The sequence below is a fragment of the Micromonospora sp. NPDC093244 genome (assembly GCF_040683695.1).
GTDB lineage: Bacteria > Actinomycetota > Actinomycetes > Mycobacteriales > Micromonosporaceae > Micromonospora.
This window is the reverse complement of sequence record NZ_JBFBEO010000005.1, coordinates 206,067-220,141: the sequence shown is the minus strand read 5'-3', so window position 1 is coordinate 220,141 and position 14,075 is coordinate 206,067. Positions and strand designations below refer to the sequence as shown.

The 14,075-nt window shown below is 71.8% G+C and carries 14 protein-coding genes; 12 read left to right on the top strand and 2 right to left on the bottom strand.

The annotated features are described in order from the left end of the window. Positions 1 to 8: 8 nt before the first annotated feature. Entirely contained in the window at positions 9 to 1,556 is a 1,548-nt protein-coding gene (locus tag AB0N27_RS24175; protein WP_364373920.1) for a GGDEF domain-containing protein, read from the bottom strand. Positions 1,557 to 1,629: 73 nt separating this feature from the next. On the opposite strand from AB0N27_RS24175, the gene prmC reads away from it, so the two are divergent. From prmC to AB0N27_RS24155, 4 genes are all read left to right on the top strand, one after another. Continuing rightward, complete coding sequence (gene prmC / locus AB0N27_RS24170; protein WP_364373917.1) at positions 1,630 to 2,577, top strand: peptide chain release factor N(5)-glutamine methyltransferase; 948 nt, start codon at positions 1,630 to 1,632, stop codon at positions 2,575 to 2,577. Continuing rightward, a complete protein-coding gene (locus AB0N27_RS24165; RefSeq protein WP_139582721.1) occupies positions 2,577 to 3,224 on the top strand; it encodes an L-threonylcarbamoyladenylate synthase in 648 nt (215 codons plus the stop codon). Before prmC ends, AB0N27_RS24165 begins: the two co-directional genes overlap by 1 nt. Beyond that, positions 3,225 to 3,836 carry a phosphotyrosine protein phosphatase gene (locus AB0N27_RS24160; RefSeq protein ID WP_364373914.1) on the top strand — a complete coding sequence of 204 codons (612 nt, stop codon included), beginning with the start codon at positions 3,225 to 3,227 and terminating at the stop codon, positions 3,834 to 3,836. Between the two features lie 106 nt (positions 3,837 to 3,942). Continuing rightward, positions 3,943 to 6,057 (top strand): transglycosylase domain-containing protein, encoded by a 2,115-nt coding sequence (locus AB0N27_RS24155; RefSeq protein WP_364373911.1) that lies wholly within the window; start codon positions 3,943 to 3,945, stop codon positions 6,055 to 6,057. Positions 6,058 to 6,171: 114 nt separating this feature from the next. Here the strand turns inward: AB0N27_RS24155 and AB0N27_RS24150 are convergent, their stop codons facing one another. Further along, entirely contained in the window at positions 6,172 to 7,635 is a 1,464-nt protein-coding gene (locus tag AB0N27_RS24150) for an SDR family oxidoreductase (RefSeq protein WP_364373908.1), read from the bottom strand. A gap of 35 nt (positions 7,636 to 7,670) precedes the next feature. Between AB0N27_RS24150 and glyA the strand changes: the two genes are divergently transcribed. From glyA to atpA, 8 genes are all read left to right on the top strand, one after another. Next, the gene (glyA, locus tag AB0N27_RS24145; RefSeq protein WP_364373905.1) at positions 7,671 to 8,960 is read left to right on the top strand and encodes a serine hydroxymethyltransferase; all 1,290 of its coding nucleotides are present in this window, start codon (positions 7,671 to 7,673) and stop codon (positions 8,958 to 8,960) included. After that, positions 8,953 to 9,378, top strand: coding sequence for a hypothetical protein (locus tag AB0N27_RS24140; RefSeq protein WP_364373902.1), 426 nt, complete (start codon positions 8,953 to 8,955; stop codon positions 9,376 to 9,378). Before glyA ends, AB0N27_RS24140 begins: the two co-directional genes overlap by 8 nt. Before the next feature lie 192 nt (positions 9,379 to 9,570). Next, positions 9,571 to 9,807 (top strand): AtpZ/AtpI family protein, encoded by a 237-nt coding sequence (locus AB0N27_RS24135; RefSeq protein ID WP_030488045.1) that lies wholly within the window; start codon positions 9,571 to 9,573, stop codon positions 9,805 to 9,807. 11 nt (positions 9,808 to 9,818) lie between these two features. Continuing rightward, positions 9,819 to 10,616 (top strand): F0F1 ATP synthase subunit A, encoded by a 798-nt coding sequence (gene atpB, locus AB0N27_RS24130; RefSeq protein ID WP_357989463.1) that lies wholly within the window; start codon positions 9,819 to 9,821, stop codon positions 10,614 to 10,616. Positions 10,617 to 10,682: 66 nt separating this feature from the next. Beyond that, a complete protein-coding gene (locus tag AB0N27_RS24125) occupies positions 10,683 to 10,916 on the top strand; it encodes an ATP synthase F0 subunit C (protein ID WP_030488047.1) in 234 nt (77 codons plus the stop codon). Positions 10,917 to 10,942: 26 nt separating this feature from the next. After that, the gene (locus tag AB0N27_RS24120) at positions 10,943 to 11,482 is read left to right on the top strand and encodes a F0F1 ATP synthase subunit B (RefSeq protein WP_364373897.1); all 540 of its coding nucleotides are present in this window, start codon (positions 10,943 to 10,945) and stop codon (positions 11,480 to 11,482) included. Continuing rightward, complete coding sequence (locus AB0N27_RS24115) at positions 11,482 to 12,303, top strand: F0F1 ATP synthase subunit delta (protein ID WP_364373894.1); 822 nt, start codon at positions 11,482 to 11,484, stop codon at positions 12,301 to 12,303. Before AB0N27_RS24120 ends, AB0N27_RS24115 begins: the two co-directional genes overlap by 1 nt. Before the next feature lie 117 nt (positions 12,304 to 12,420). Beyond that, positions 12,421 to 14,073, top strand: a complete 1,653-nt coding sequence (gene atpA / locus AB0N27_RS24110) for a F0F1 ATP synthase subunit alpha (RefSeq protein ID WP_364373891.1) — start codon at positions 12,421 to 12,423, stop codon at positions 14,071 to 14,073. Positions 14,074 to 14,075: the final 2 nt, after the last annotated feature.

Below are 14,075 nucleotides of genomic sequence, written 5' to 3'. Positions count from 1 at the left end.
GCCGGCGGTCAGCTGGCGCGGGGCCGGGACTTGGCGCGCAGCATCTCCCGGTCGGCCACCTCGAAGGCGACGCTCAGCGCGTCGCGGAGGCCACCGCCGCCGGAGACCTCGGCGAAGCCGATGCTCACCCCGACCGGGGTGCCCGGCACCAGCGACTCCCAGTCTTCGGCGAGCACCGCCGCCTCGATCCGCCGGGCCACCTCGGCGGCCTCGGCCATCCCGGTGTCCGGCAGTACCACGACGAACTCGTCACCGCCGTAGCGGGCCACGAAGTCGCCCCGGCGCATCACCCGGTTGATCACCCCGGCGATGCGTTGCAGGACCAGGTCGCCCGAGTGGTGCCCGTGTCGGGTGTTGACCGCCTTGAACCCGTCCAGGTCGCAGACGCCGATCACCACCCGCTCGCCGCGGGTCACCACGGCGGTGATGTACCGCTCGAGTCGACGGCGGTTGGGCAGGCCGGTGAGCGGGTCGGTAAGTGCCTCACCCTCGAACCGGGCCGCCTCGCGGCGCATCTCCTCGTGGTCGATCCGGGCGGCGATGCCGTCGATGTAGACGTCGCGCAGCCGGTCGTTGCGCTGCGCGGCCAGTCGGAACGCCAGCCGGTCGGCGCGGTGCGCGGCCACGTGGTCCCCGGCGCGGGACAGCGCGATGCTGCGCAGCCGGGCCGGTTCCGCCGCGCCGAGGGTCTCGGTGGAGACCCGGATGGTGTCCAGCCGGGCCACCGCCTCGATCGGCCGGCCGGCGGCGACGGCCAGGCAGACCTGCCCGAGGTGCCGCATGTCGCGCGCCCGGGCGCTGTCACCGCCGTTCTGGAGCAGGTGGGACGGGTGGGTGTCGGGTGTCGGCTCCACCCGGTCGCCGAGCGCGGCCTGCCGGGCCGCCGCGTACCCGTACGCGGCGAGGCTGCTCGGGCGCAGCCGGTCGGCGCGACCGTTGTGCACGAACCGGGCCAGATCGGCGGCGACGTCGCGGAGCACCCGCAGGCAGCCGTCGCTGTCGCCGTTGTGGTCGAGTGCCACGGCGTTGCGCAGCCGGATGCCCGGCGCGGCGAACGTCTCCTCGGGGATCCCGGAGGTCACGCCCAGTTGCCGGGCGCGTTCGATCGCGCCGAGGGCGTACCCGTGGAAGCTGAGGTAGCTGTAGGCCATCGCCAGGTCGTGCCAGCCCCAGGCGGTGTCCCGGTCCGGGTCCTCCACGGCGCTCAGCGCCCGGGCGGCCTTCACCAGGTGGGTGACGCAGCGGTCCAGTGCGCCCTGGTGGTGCGCGGCGAGCGCCGCAAGGGCGTTGAGGTGCCCGTGCAGGTAGGGCTCGGCGAGGTCCCGGACCGCCGCCGACGCCTCTTCGATGGCCCTGGTGAACTCCGCCGTCCGACCGAGATTGATCAGCGCGGAGAGGCGTTGCACCATGGCGTCCGCTCGCGCCGCCGGGTCGTTGGTGGTGCGGATCACCCGCTCCAGCAGGCCGTACGCCTCCGCTGAGCGGCTGGCCTCCTGCAACGCCCGGGCGTGCGTCAGGGCGTCAACCTGGTCATCGACCCGGTCGAGCCAGCCCACCCGCCGACCTCCTGTCGTGTGCGTCTCGGCGCACCCGTTCGTCACGTAGCCCGCGACGCATCATGATTATCGCGTGACCACTCTGCCGCAACACCCCCCTGAAGGGACAGGGCGGCTCCGTCCGTCCGCCGCGGTGGCCCGCGCGGCCCGGGCGCTCGAAGCCTCGGGGGTGGGCCCGGCCCGGGTGGAGGCGGAACTGCTGGCGGCGTACGTGCTGGGGGTGCCGCGCGGCCGGCTGGCGCTCGCCGACGACCTGGGCGCCGACGAGCTGGCGCGGCTCGACGAGCTGGTCCGCCGGCGCGCCGGGCGGGAGCCGTTGCAGCACCTGACCGGCCGGGCCGCGTTCCGGCACCTGGAGCTGGCGGTCGGCCCGGGTGTCTTCGTACCCCGACCGGAGACGGAGTTGCTGGCCGGCTGGGGCGTCGAGCAGGCCCAGACCCGACCCGACCCGCTGGTGGTGGACCTGTGCAGCGGCTCCGGCGCCATCGCGCTGGCGGTGGCGCAGGAGCTGCCGGAGGCACGCGTGGTGGCGGTGGAGCGGTCCCCGCAGGCGCTGGCGTGGCTGCGGCGCAACGCGGCGGAACGGGCCGCGGCGGGGGACCGCCCGATCGAGGTGGTCGAGGCGGACGTGACCGCGCCGGATCTGTTGGCGGAACTGGCCGGTCGGGTGGACGTGCTGCTCTGCAACCCGCCGTACGTACCGGTCGAGGTGGTGGTGCCGCAGGAGGTTGCCGCGCACGACCCGGCGGAGGCGGTCTTCGGTGGGGCGGACGGTCTGGCGGTGATCCGGCCGGTGATCAGCCGGGCGGCGGCGCTGCTGCGCCCGGACGGCGTGGTGGGCGTCGAGCACGACGACACGCACGGCGCGGCGGTGCCCGGCCTGTTCGTCGCGGACGGCCGGTTCACCGCCGTGGCGGAGCATCGGGACCTCGCCGGCCGGCCCCGGTACGCGACCGCGTCCCGACGGGCGGACGGCCAGCACGCCCCGGGCGCGGCGGCGTGGCAGACTGACTCCTCGTGATGCTCTACGACTGCCGGTCGCCCGCCGATCGGGACCGCGGCATCGCTGCGGCCATCGAGGCGGTCAAGAACGGCGAACTGGTCGTCCTCCCGACGGACACCGTCTACGGGATCGGCGCGGACGCGTTCACCCCGTACGCGGTCAAGGCGCTGCTGGACGCGAAGGGCCGGGGTCGGCAGATGCCGCCGCCGGTGTTGATCGGGTCCCGGCACACCCTGGACGGGTTGGTCTTCTCGCTGCCCACCGCCGCGCGTGACCTGGTGGAGGCGTTCTGGCCTGGTGCGTTGACGATCGTGGTCGAGCACTCGCCGAGCCTCCAGTGGGATCTGGGCGACAAGACGGGCACTGTGGCTGTGCGGATGCCGCTGCACCCGGTGGCCCTGGAGGTGCTGCGGGAGACCGGTCCGATGGCGGTGTCGTCGGCGAACAAGACGGGTCAGCCCGCCGCGGTGACCGCCGAGGAGGCGCGCGACCAGCTCAGCTACTCGGTGCGGGCGTACCTGGAGGCCGGTCCCTGCCCGGACCCGGTGCCCAGCACGATCGTGGACCTGACCGGTGAGGTGCCGCAGTTGCTGCGGGCCGGGGCGATCCCGCTGGAGAAGCTGCGCGACGTGGTTCCGGATCTCGTCGACAGCCAGGGGGCCTGAGTGCCCCCGTTCACCGTGCTGCACGTCTGCATGGGCAACATCTGTCGGTCGCCGATGGCCGAGCGGCTGCTCGCCCTCGCGGTGCGGGAGCGGTTGGCGCGGCGTGAGCAGGACCCGGCGCGGGCGGAGGAGTTGCTGTTCAGCCACAGCGCCGGCACCGGTGGTTGGCACGCGGGCGAGGAGATGAACCCGCCGGCGGCGCGGCAGGTCGTCGGGCGCGGCGGGGACGTCGAGGGTTTCACCGCGCGCAAGCTGCGTTCGGACCACATCGACGCGGCCGACCTGGTGCTGACCGCGACCGCCGACCAGCAGGAGTACGTGGTGGCGTTGCGGCCGGACGCGGCGGCCCGCACGTTCGTGCTCGGCGAGTTCGGCCGGTTGCTCGCGGCGGTGGACGCGAGCGCGCTGCCGCCGGCCGAGGCGACCCCGGAGGCGGTGTACGCCCGGGGCGTGGCCCTGGTGGCCGCGGCGCAGGACGCCCGGCTGGGCGTCTCGGCGTTGCCTACCGACGATCTGGACGACCCGTGGGGTCGTGGTGACCAGTGCTTCAGCCGGGTCGCCGACGAGATCGAGGAGACGGTCCACCCGCTGGTCGGCGCGCTGCTGCCCTGAGCGCCGTGCGAGTTTCCTCCGGGTTTGGTGAAAACCCGGGGCGAAAGGGGCGTTCCGGGTCATTCTGAACGGGTCCTAGCGTGACCGGCTCCTGCGGGGAGAGCTGATGATCCGGGCCCATCTCGACAAACTGCTGACCGTGGTGATCGCCGGCGTACTGGCCGGGCTGGTGCTGGCCGTGGCCGCCCTGCCCGCGGCCCTGGTCTTCGGAATCGGCTTCAGCGCCCTGTCCACGCCCTACTCGGAGCTGCCGAACACCCTGCGGACGCCACCCACCGCGCAGCGCTCCAACCTCTACGCCAACGACGGCACCACCCTGATCACCTCCTTCTACCAGGAGGACCGGTGGGACGTGCCGCTGCGGGAGGTGGCGCCGGTGATGCGCCAGGCGATCGTGGCCGCCGAGGACGTCCGGTTCTACCAGCACAGCGGCGTGGACCTGCGCGGTGTGGTGCGCGCGTTCACTGTCAACAAGCGCGACGGCCAGACCCGGCAGGGCGCCTCCACGCTGACCATGCAGTACGTCCGCAACGTCCTGAGCAGCGACCCGCGGCTGACCGAGCGGCAGCGTCGGGCCGCCACCGAGGTCACCACCGCCCGCAAGCTCCAGGAGATGCGGTACGCCCTGGCGATGGAGCGGGAGCTGAACAAGGAGGAGATCCTCACCCGCTACCTGAACATCGCCTACTTCGGCGCCGGCGCGTACGGCATCGCGGCGGCGAGCAAGCGCTACTTCTCCCGCAGCCCCGCCGACCTCACCCTCGCCCAGGCCGCGCTGCTGGCCGGCCTGGTCCGCTCCCCGGACAGCGACGACCCGATCAACGGGGACGCCGACAGCGCCCTGAACCGGCGGACGTACGTGCTTGAGCAGTTGGTGGAGACCGGCCAGGTGTCGGCGGAGGCGGCTGCTGCGGCCCGGGCCGAACCGTTGCAGTTGCGGCCCAGCGAAACCCCCAACGACTGCACGGCGGTACCGGACGGGAACAACGACTGGGGGTTCTTCTGCGACTGGTTCACCAGGTGGTGGAGCGACCAGCCGGCGTTCGGGTCGACCGCCGACGAGCGGCAACGCACGCTGCGCCGGGGCGGGTTCTCCATCGTCTCCTCGCTGGACCCGGGGGTGCAGCGGGCCGCCACCGAGCAGGTCATGCGGATCTACCGGCCGACCGAGGCGCGGGCGGTGCCGACAGTCGTCGTGCAGCCCGGCACCGGCCGGGTGCTGGCGATGTCGGTGAACCGCAACTACAGCGTCGAGGACAACCCGGTCGGGCAGAAGAACCACCCGAACACGGTCAACCAGCTGGTCGCCGGCGGCGGCGCGATCGAGGGGTACCAGGGCGGGTCGACGTTCAAGCTCTTCGCCCTGCTCGCCGCGCTGGAGTCCGGGATGCCGCTGTCGACGGACTTCGTCGCGCCCACCCAGCTGCTCACCCGCTTCCCGGTGACCGGCCCGGGCAGTTGCGACGGCCGCTGGTGCCCGGCCAACGCCAGCCCTTCGTCGATGGACGGCCCACGCACCATGTGGACCGCGTTCGGCCGCTCGGTGAACACCTACTTCGCCTGGCTCACCGAGCGGGTGGGCGCCGACCGGGTGGTCGAGATGGCCGAGCGGCTCGGCATCGTGCTGCGTGCCGACTCCGACGCCCGGCTCGCCAGGTACGGCGCGAAGGACTGGGGTCCGTTCACCCTGGGCGTGGCCGCGACGACCCCGTTGGACCTGGCCACGGCGTACGCCACGGTGGCCGCCGAGGGGACCTGGTGCGCGCCGCTGCCGGTCGTCTCGATCACCGACTCGGGTGGCCGGCCGGTCGACGCCGCGAAGCCGGACTGCCGGCAGGTGCTCGACACCGACGTGGCCCGGGCGGCCGCCGACGCCGCCCGCTGCCCGGTCGGCGACCAGTCGATGTACGGGCGCTGCGACGGCGCCACGGCACCCGGCCTGCGCGCCCGGCTGGGCCGGCCGGTGGCCGGTAAGACCGGCAGTTCGGAGCGGTACGAGACGGAGACGGTCGTGGCGTTCACCCCGCAGCTCGCTGTCGCGTCGATGGCGGCGAACCCTGACGACCCCCGTGACGCGGTCGGTCAGGCGGTGCAGGCGCGGATGGTGGACGCGGTGGGTGAGGTCCTCTCCGTCGCCCTACGCGACCAGCCGGTCCGCGACTTCGTCCCCCCGAGCGAGCAGGCCGCCTTCCAGCAGACCAGCCCTCGGGGAGGCAACTGACCCCCTCGGTCCCGCGATCTTGCACTTTGTGTCGCCGTTCTGCGCTCCAGGTCCCTTTCATCCCGACTGAAAGTGCAAGATCGCGAGGGCGGGGCGGGGCGGGGCGGGGCGGGGTCAGGGGATTTGCTCGGCGTTGCGGGCTATGTTGCGGGCCATTCCGCCGAAGACCACCGCGTGGAACGGGGCCACCGAGCCCCAGTAGGCGTGCCCGGCGAGGCCGCGGGGCAGGAAGACGGCGCGTTGCTGGTAGCGGCTGCGGCCCCCGTCGGCCGGCAGGGCCCGCATCTCCAGCCAGGCCCGGCCGGGCAGCCGCATCTCGGCGCGCAGCCGCAGCAGCTCGCCGGGGACGATCTCCTCGACCCGCCAGAAGTCCAGCGCCTCGCCGACCTGGAGGCGGTGCGGGTCGCGTCGGCCCCGGCGCAGTCCGACGCCGCCGACGAGCCGGTCCAGCCAGCCGCGGATCGACCAGGCCAGGGGGAACGAGTACCAGCCGTGTTCGCCGCCGACGCCCTCGATGACCCGCCAGAGCGCCGCGGGTGAGGCGTCGACCGCCCGCTCACGCATGTCGGTGTACGTGGTGCCACCGGACCACTCCGGGTCGCTGGGCAGCGGCTCGGCGGGCGCGTCCGGGCCGCTCGCGTTCGACCAGCGGGTCTCCACCTGGGCGTCGCGTACCTTGGCCAGCGCCAGCGCCACCGCGTCGTCGAAGCCGGTCAGCCCGCCGGGCGGGTCCGGCACGTACCGGGCGATGTCGTGCTCGTGCGCGACGGCCTCGTGGATGAGGCTCTCCACCAGCGGGCGGGCGATGGCGTTCGGCACCGGCGTGATGAGGCCGACCCAGTGCGAGGAGAGCGACGGGGTCAGCGGCCGGACCGGCACGATGATCCGTCGACGTAGGCCGGCCACCCGGGCGTAGCGCTGCATCATGTCGAGGAAGGTGAGCACGTCCGGCCCGCCGATGTCGAAGCCGCGGTTGACCTCCGGCGGGAGCGCGGCGCAGCCGGCCAGGTAGCGCAGCACGTCGCGGACGGCGATCGGCTGGATCCGGTTGCGCACCCAGCGCGGGGTGACCATGGCGGGCAGACGCTCGGTGAGGTAGCGCAGCATCTCGAACGACGCCGAGCCGGACCCGATGATCACCGCGGCGCGGAGCACCGCCGTGGGGACCCCGCTGTCCAGCAGGATCCGGCCCACCTCGGCCCGGGACCGCAGGTGCGGCGAGGGGACCTCCGCGTCGGAGGCCGGCTCCGGGCCGCCCAGGTAGACGATCCGGCGTACGCCGGCCGCGCGGGCCGCCGCCGCGAAGTTGGTCGCGGCCGTCCGGTCGGCGGACTCGAAGTCGGGCCGACCCAGCGAGTGCACCAGGAAGTACGCGACGTCCACGTCGGCGAAGGCGGCGGGCAGTGTCTCCGGCCGGCTCAGGTCGCCCTCGACGATCTCGGCAGCCGAGGCCCAGGGCACGTCGCGCAGCCGCACCGCCTTGCGGGCGAGGCAGCGGACGGTGTGACCGTCGGCGAGCAGCAGCGGCGTCAGTCGCCCGCCGATGTATCCGGTGGCTCCGGTGACGAGGCATCTCACGGCTCCCAGTGTGCGGCCCCCTAGACTCGTTCGCTGTGGAGACCGAGACGAGCACCTTCTGGGGGCCGGATTTCGCCCAGCTCAGGGCCACCGACCCGGAGATCGCCGAGGTGGTCCTCGGCGAGCTGGACCGGTTGCGGGGTGGCCTTCAGCTGATCGCCAGCGAAAATCTGACCTCGCCCGCGGTGCTGGCCGCGCTCGGTTCGACGCTCACCAACAAGTACGCCGAGGGCTATCCGGGCCGGCGCTACTACGGCGGCTGCGCCGAGGTGGACCGGGCCGAGGAGATCGGCATCGCCCGGGCCAGGGAGCTCTTCGGGGCCGAGCACGCCAACCTCCAGCCGCACTCCGGGGCGAGCGCCAACCTGGCCGCGTACGCCGCGCTCGTGCAGCCGGGGGACACGGTGCTGGCGATGGACCTGCCGCACGGCGGGCACCTCACCCACGGCAGCCGGGTGAACTTCTCCGGAAAGTGGTTCCACCCGGTCGGCTACACGGTCCGCCCCGACACCGAGATGATCGACTACGACGAGGTGCGGGACCTGGCCCGGGCACACCGACCCAAAATGATCATTTGTGGCGCCACCGCGTACCCCCGGCTGATCGACTTCGCCCGGTTCCGGGAGATCGCCGACGAGGTCGGCGCGTACCTGATGGTGGACGCCGCGCACTTCATCGGCCTGGTCGCCGGCCGGGCGATCCCGTCCCCGGTGCCGTACGCCGACGTCGTCTGCGCCACGACCCACAAGGTGCTGCGCGGCCCGCGCGGCGGCATGATCCTGTGCCGGGAGTCGCTTGCCCAGCGGATCGACAAGGCCGTCTTCCCGTTCACCCAGGGCGGCCCGCTGATGCACGCGGTGGCCGCGAAGGCGGTAGCGCTGCGCGAGGCGGCCCAGCCGGAGTTCCAGACGTACGCCGGTCAGGTGGTCCGCAACGCGCAGGCGCTCGCCGCCGGCCTGGCCGCCGAGGGGATGCGCCCGGTGTCCGGCGGCACCGACACCCATCTGGCCCTGATCGACCTGCGGGAGGTGGGCGTGACCGGCGCCGAGGCGGAGAGCCGCTGCGACGCCGCGTCGATCACCCTCAACAAGAACGCCATCCCGTACGACCCGCAGCCGCCGATGGTGGCCTCCGGCATCCGGGTGGGCACGCCGAGCGTCACCACGCAGGGGATGCGCGAGGGGGAGCTGCGGCAGGTGGCCGCCCTGATCGCCCGCGCGGTACGCACCGATCCGGGCGCCCCGGGTGGCGCCGACGAACTGGCCCGTGTCGGTGCCGACGTGGCCGAACTGGTCGCCGCCTTCCCGGCGTACCCCCGTGGCTGAGCCCGGGGTGGTCGAGGCCGACACCGACCGGCGGTGGCGGCTGCGGCACCTGCCGGTGCTCCTGGTCGCGTCGGTGGCGCTGGCCGCGGTCGCCGCGGTGGTGGGCGGGGCGACCGGCGGCGTGACGGCCGCCTTCGGCGCGGCGGCCGGCGTCGGCGTCACGGTGCTCAGCTACACCCTCACGACAGTGGTGCTGGCCTGGGCCGACCAGATCAACACGCAGTTGGTGCTGCCGCTCGGGCTGGGCCTGTACGCGCTGAAGTTCACCCTCCTGGGTGTGGTCATGGTGGCTGTCGCGTCGACCGGTTGGCCCGGGTTGGTCCCGCTCTGCCTCGGCATCGTCGCCGGGGTGGCAGTGTGGACGGCGGTGCACATCTGGTGGCTGACCAGGGTGCATGCGCGCCGACCGCGGAGCTGACCTGGCGATCGGCCGGGCGTCGTCCCAGCTTTCGGACGCGCGGCAATGTGTCGGCCTCCGGTCATTCTCCGACGGGCGGAAGGGGAGTAGCGTGCCCACAGACGACGCGAGCCCAGAGATGCCCACACAACGACGGTTGTGCGGGGGGTGAGGCACAGCCTCGTCTTCCCGGCTGATATCGTTCGCCCCGTCATGGCTGGTGACCAAACCCCCCGTCCCGCCGGTGAACCGGACGACATTCCGTCCGGTGCCGGTCAGGGTTGGACCGCGCTCAGCTACCTCATCGGAGGCATGCTCGTGTGGGGTTTCATCGGCTGGCTGGTCGACCAGTGGCTCGACACCGGTGGCGTCGCCACCGGGATCGGCGTCGTGCTCGGCATGGCCGGGGGAATCATCCTGGTCGTCCGCCGACTCGGCACGCCTACTTAGGAAGGGACGCGGTGTTCGGACAGGCGAACGTCCTGGCGGCGGGCCAGGCGAATTTCCCACCCACGGTGGAGGACTTCTACCTGCCCAGCATCCTGCCCTGGGGTGCGCACGACTCGTACTGGTTCACCAAGATCACTGCGATGGTCTGGATCGCCGTCGGCGTCCTGATCATCTTCTTCCTGGCGACGTACCGGAAGCCGCAGTTGGTGCCGACCAAGAAGCAGTGGCTCGCCGAGTCGATCTACGGCTTCGTGCGCAACAACATCGCCGTCGACATGATCGGCCACGCGGGTGTGCGGTTCGCCCCGTACTTCACGACGCTCTTCTGCTTCGTGCTGCTGACGAACGCGTTCGCGATCATCCCGTTCTTCCAGATCTCGCCGAACTCGCACATCGCCTTCCCGGCGATCCTCGCGATCATCAGCTACGTGCTGTTCAACTACATCGGCATCCGGCACCACGGCTTCGTCAAGTACTTCAAGAACTCGCTGATCCCGCCGGCACCCTGGTACATCCTGCCGCTGCTGATCCCGATCGAGCTCTTCTCGACTTTCATCGTCCGGCCGTTCTCGCTCGCGGTTCGTCTCTTCGCGAACATGTTCGCCGGTCACATGCTCCTGCTGGTCTTCACGCTCGGCGGTTTCGCCATGCTGAGCGCCAACGCCTGGCTGGCTCCGGTCTCGGTGCTCTCCTGGGTGATGACCATCGCGCTCACCTTCCTCGAGTTCCTGGTGATCTGCCTGCAGGCATACGTCTTCACCGTCCTCACCGCCAGCTACGTGCAGGGCGCGCTCGCCGACGAGCACTGATCCACCGCACCAACCGTTGTCGTCCCGCGTGAGAGTCACGCGTGATAACCAGGAGGAACCACACCAATGGACGCTAGCGTTCTCGCCGCGGTAGAGGGCAGCACCGCCGCCATCGGCTACGGCCTCGCGGCCATCGGCCCGGGCATCGGCGTCGGCCTGGTCTTCGCCGCCTACATCCAGTCGACCGCCCGCCAGCCGGAGTCGTCCCGGATGACCCTGCCGTACGTCTGGATCGGCTTCGCCGTCATCGAGGCGCTGGCGCTGCTGGGCATCGCCTTCGGCTTCATCTGGGCCGGCTGATCCCGCCCATAGACCGGGAGGTAACCATGTACTTCCTCGCCGCTGAGGGTGGTGAGTCGACCCACAACCCGATCATCCCGCTCTGGCAGGAGATCGTGGTCGGTTCGGTCGCCTTCGCCGTGCTCTGCTTCGTGCTGATGAAGTTCGTCTTCCCGCGCATGGAGCAGACGTTCCAGGCTCGGGTCGACGCGATCGAGGGTGGCATCAAGCGCGCCGAGGCCGCCCAGGCCGAGGCGAACCAGCTGCTCGAGCAGTACCGTGCCCAGCTCGCTGAGGCCCGGACCGACGCCGCCAAGATCCGTGACGACGCGCGGGCCGACGCCGAGGGCATCCGCCAGGACATCCTCGCCAAGGCGCGGGAAGAGTCCGACCGGGTCATCCAGGCCGGCAAGGACCAGCTCGCCGCCGAGCGGGCCACCATCGTGCGTGAGCTGCGTGCCGAGGTCGGCACGATCGCGGTGGACCTGGCCAGCAAGATCGTCGGCGAGTCGCTTGCCGACGAGGCACGGCGCAAGGGCACCGTCGACCGGTTCCTGAGCGGTCTCGAGAGCACGGGGGCCCGCTGATGCAGGCCGCCAGCCGGGAGTCGTACAAGGCCGCGGCGGAGCACCTGGAGACGTACGTCCGCGGAGCGGAACCGTTGGCGGTGGCCAACGCCGCCGCCGGGATCCTCTCCGTCGCCACCCTGCTGCGGCGCGAGCCGCGGCTGCGTCGGGCGCTGTCCGAGCCGGCCCGGTCCGGCGCGGACCGTGCCGGCCTGCTCGGCGACATGCTGCGCGGCAAGATCGACGCGGGAGCGTTGGACCTGCTCGCCACGTTGGTGTCCGGCCGCTGGTCGGCACCGTCGGAGCTGCTCGACGGCGCCGAGCGGCTCGGCGTGGAGGCGCTGCTCGCCAGCGCCGACTCGGCTGGCGACCTCGGCGAGGTCGAGGACGAGATGTTCCGCTTCGGTCAGGTCGTCGTGGGTCAGCCGGCGCTCTCCAACGCGCTGGCCGACTCGGTGGCTCCGATCGAGCACCGGGCCGCCCTGGTCCGGGAACTGCTCGCCGACAAGGCCCACCCGATCACCGTCCGCCTCGTCGAGGCGGCGCTCGCCGGGTTCGGCGGGCGTTCCTTCAACGGGGCGCTCACCCGGCTGGTCGAGCTGGCCGCCGAGCGACGCGACCGGCAGGTGGCGTACGTGACAGTCGCGGCCCCGTTGAGTGACGAGGACGAGCGTCGGCTGGGTGCGAGCCTCAGCGCGATATACGGTCGAGAGGTCTCCGTCAAGCAGACGGTCGACCCCCACGTCCTGGGTGGCGTGAGCGTGCGGGTCGGCTCCGACCTGTACGACGGCACCATCCTTCGCCGCCTCAACGAGACCCGCAACGCGCTCGCGAAGCGCTGAACGGCTCTGCCGTCCCGTTCCGGGGCGGCTCCGCCGCGCAGCGCCCGGATTGACAGACGCCATTCGGACCGGTCGGTACTAGGTATCCCGGGCCCCTGAATTTTAAGGAAGCAGAGGATGGCCGAGCTGACCATCTCGACGGAGGAGATCCGCGGCGCTCTGGAGCGCTACGTCTCCTCCTACTCGTCCGACGTCTCCCGCGAGGAGGTCGGCACCGTCGCCGACACCGGCGACGGCATCGCCCACGTCGAGGGCCTGCCCTCGACCATGACCAACGAGCTCCTGGAGTTCGAGGACGGCACGCTCGGCGTGGCGTTGAACCTCGACGTCCGGGAGATCGGTGTCGTCGTCCTCGGTGACTCCGCCAAGCTGGAGGAGGGGCAGCGCGTCAAGCGCACCGAGCGGGTTCTCTCCGTTCCGGTGGGCGACGCCTTCCTCGGCCGCGTGGTCAACGCGCTCGGCCAGCCGATCGACGGCCTCGGCGACATCGCCAACGAGGGCTTCCGCGAGCTGGAGCTGCAGGCTCCGAACGTGATGTCCCGGCAGTCCGTCGACGAGCCGCTGCAGACCGGCATCAAGGCCATCGACGCGATGACCCCGATCGGTCGGGGCCAGCGGCAGCTGATCATCGGCGACCGGAAGACCGGTAAGACCACTGTCGCGCTGGACGCCATCCTCAACCAGCGGGACAACTGGCGCACCGGCGACCCGAAGAAGCAGGTCCGCTGCATCTACGTCGCCATCGGCCAGAAGGCCTCCACCATCGCCTCGATCAAGGGGCAGCTGGAGGAGGCGGGCGCGATGGAGTACACGACGATCGTCGCCTCCCCGGCGTCCGACCCGGCCGGCTTCAAGTACCTGGCCCCGTACACCGGCTCGTCCATCGGGCAGCACTGGATGTACGGCGGCAAGCACGTCCTGATCGTCTTCGACGACCTGAGCAAGCAGGCCGAGGCGTACCGTGCCGTGTCGCTGCTGCTGCGTCGCCCGCCGGGCCGTGAGGCGTACCCGGGTGACGTCTTCTACCTGCACTCCCGTCTGCTGGAGCGCTGCGCGAAGCTCTCCGACGAGCTGGGTGGCGGCTCGATGACCGGCCTGCCGATCATCGAGACGAAGGCCAACGACATCTCGGCCTTCATCCCGACCAACGTCATCTCGATCACCGACGGCCAGATCTTCCTGGAGACCGACCTGTTCAACCAGGGCGTCCGTCCGGCGATCAACGTCGGTACCTCGGTCTCCCGGGTCGGTGGCGCCGCCCAGGTGAAGCCGATGAAGAAGGTCGCCGGCTCGCTGCGGCTCAACCTCGCGCAGTACCGCGAGCTGGAGGCGTTCGCCGCCTTCGCCTCCGACCTGGACCGGGCCTCCCGGGCCCAGCTGGACCGCGGTTCGCGCCTGGTCGAGCTGCTCAAGCAGCCGAACTACTCGCCGTACCCGGTGCAGGAGCAGGTCGTCTCGGTCTGGGCCGGCACCGAGGGCAAGCTGGACGACATCCCGGTGGGCGAGGTGCGCCGCTTCGAGTCGGAGTTCCTCCAGTACCTGCGGCACAAGCACCAGGGCGTCCTGGCCGGGATCGCCGACAACCAGTGGAACGATGACATCATCAACTCCCTGGACGCCGCGATCGGCGAGTTCAAGCAGGTCTTCCTCGGCAAGGAGGACGAGCGCAAGGTCAACGACGCGCCGGCCGCCCCGCTGGAGGGTGACGAGAACCGCGAGACGGTGACCCGCTTCCGCGACGGCGCGACCGACCGCCCGGCCGAGAGCTGATC